Annotated in this window: 2 protein-coding genes; one reads left to right on the top strand and one right to left on the bottom strand. The window is 61.1% G+C overall.

The window, feature by feature from the left end:
- Positions 1-859: 859 nt before the first annotated feature.
- On the bottom strand, positions 860-1945 hold the full coding sequence (locus VHD36_12910; protein HVU88212.1) for an IS110 family transposase: 1086 nt from the start codon (positions 1943-1945) through the stop codon (positions 860-862).
- Here VHD36_12910 and VHD36_12905 point away from each other — a divergent pair.
- The coding region (locus VHD36_12905) for a prepilin-type N-terminal cleavage/methylation domain-containing protein (protein HVU88211.1) at positions 1934-2144 on the top strand (211 nt) is incomplete at its 3' end. The genes VHD36_12910 and VHD36_12905 overlap by 12 nt on opposite strands.

Genomic DNA, 2144 nt, shown 5'->3' with positions numbered 1-2144 from the left:
ATTGTTCCACCAGGGCAACCCGGCGATTTTGACGGGGATGGCGATGTCGACGGCGCCGACTTCGTCGCTTGGCAAACGAATTATCCAACTGCGTCTGGTGCAACGTTAGCAAGTGGTGATGCCGATGGCGACGGCGACGTGGACGGAGCCGATTTTGCCGAGTGGCAAGCGAATTTTCCGACGGCTCCAGCTCCCGGCGCGTCGCCCGTGCCAGAGCCACAAGCCGCGATGATACTGCTTTGCGGAAGCTTATCGTTGCTCATTTTTCGGCGGTATTCAGCGAACGGCCGAGCCGCACGATTCGCGGCGCTTTGATTGCGACCACGCGCTATGCCGGTTGCTTAGTCGCGAAACTAAGGAACAGAGAAGAGGCGTATCTCGCTGGATCGATAACTTAGCCGAGAGGAAAGCCGGAATGAACATGTCATCGCCAGCTAGTGCCCAGCCAGCGCCCCAAGGGCGAATCGAGGCCAGCCGAGGTTTCAACTATGTAGGGATTCGTCAAGTGGGCGTTGCTTACATATTTTCCTCCTGGCCGTTATTGCTTGCGCTAATCGGCAGAGCGCTCAGGATCTGCGAATGGGTTTTGACCGCGAAGCGCCCTCGAAGGGGCCATTCAACTATTCGAGTTCAGAACAACCTTTCCTGCTCCCCTTCCTCAAAGAAAGAATTACTTCCTTCCTCCAAGAGGGCTGAGCAAGACCGGAGTCCGACCCATGAGATCGCGTGCGGGAGGATCGACGCCCATTCACATTTACGGGCTCTGGCCGTTGAGGCCTTGGCCCATAAAGCCAGGCGGGCTGTCGAGCCCCGATTCTCGCTTCGAGGTCCCGTAAACACTCACTGCTCTTGGTTTGGTTTAAGCCGGCGTGGGGACCGGAGCCGGCTCGTTCGGCGTTCGGTAAGCTTCGTTGCGTCGCACCATTTGCCACAGCGCGACCAGCAGTTGTCGGGCAATGGCCACGGCGGCGGCTTTTTTGTTGGCCCCCCGGCTGATCTTCAGCCAGCGGCCTTTGATTCGGTCGTTGCAGCGAATCGCGGTCCAGGCCGCCTGCTGCAACACCCACCGCAAATCGCTGGGGCCGGTCTTGCTAATGTGCCCGTGTCGCTCTTTGCCTCCCGAGGCGTACAGCGTCGGCGTGAGTCCGGCATAGCGGCCAATCGCCTTGGCGTCGGGGAACCGCGCGAAGTCACCGATCTCGGCCAGCACCGTGGCGGCGGTGACGAACCCCACGCCAGGCGCCGTGTACAGCAATTTGGCCACGGCTTGGAAGCGGGGAATGTCCAGGGCGCGGACGATCTCTCGCTCGCACATCCCAATTTCTTCCTCCAGGCAACTGAGCTGCCGTTGGTGCTGCCAGAGCATGCGGACGTGTCGCTCGGGGAGCAAGTCTTGGAAGGCCTTCAGATAGCGGGACAAGCCGGCACTGTCGAGTCGCGCACTGCCCGGCCGGTTGTTGGCGTTCATGATGCTCTTGACGCCGTGGAGCGAACGGGCATGGTCGCGGGAGAGCTTGTTGCGCTGCCGCGTCCAATCGCGCAGGATCTGCACTTCCAAGGGCGGAGCGTAAGCCACGGGCAACCGACCGGCGGCCAGCAGTTCCGCCACGTTGAAAGCATCTTCCCGGTCGGTCTTCATTCGTCGGCCGGCCAGCGCGCGGGCCTGGGTGGCGTCGCACAGCACCAGCTGCTCGACGATCGGTTCGAGCAGTTCCCACAGCCAGCGGTAAAAGCCGACCGCCTCGATGGCCACCGTGTGCGGCCGGGGCAGAGCGCGAAAGAACTCCACGATCTGGTCCCGGTTCTTGCAGGGGATCTTGCGCCAGGCCACTTCGCCGCTGCCGCGCACGAGCACGCAAATCATCATCGTGTCCTTGTGCAAATCGATGCCGACGCACACGTGACCGCCGGCGGGAACCACCATCTGCGAAATTTGAGCGTTCATCTTCGTGAACTCCATGTAGGGGGAAAAGAAACCGTTGACACGCCACGACGGCAGGATACCATCCGCCGGCCCCTACATGGTTTCACACTTGTGGAGCTGTTGGTGGTCATCGCCATCATCGGCATTCTTATCGCGCTGCTCTTGCCCGCTGTTCAAGCAGCGAGAGAGTCGGCGAGGCGCACGCAGTGCCTCAATAATT

Source organism: Pirellulales bacterium, from assembly GCA_035546535.1.
Taxonomy (GTDB): domain Bacteria; phylum Planctomycetota; class Planctomycetia; order Pirellulales; family JACPPG01; genus JACPPG01.
This window is presented reverse-complemented; position numbering and strand designations above follow the sequence as displayed.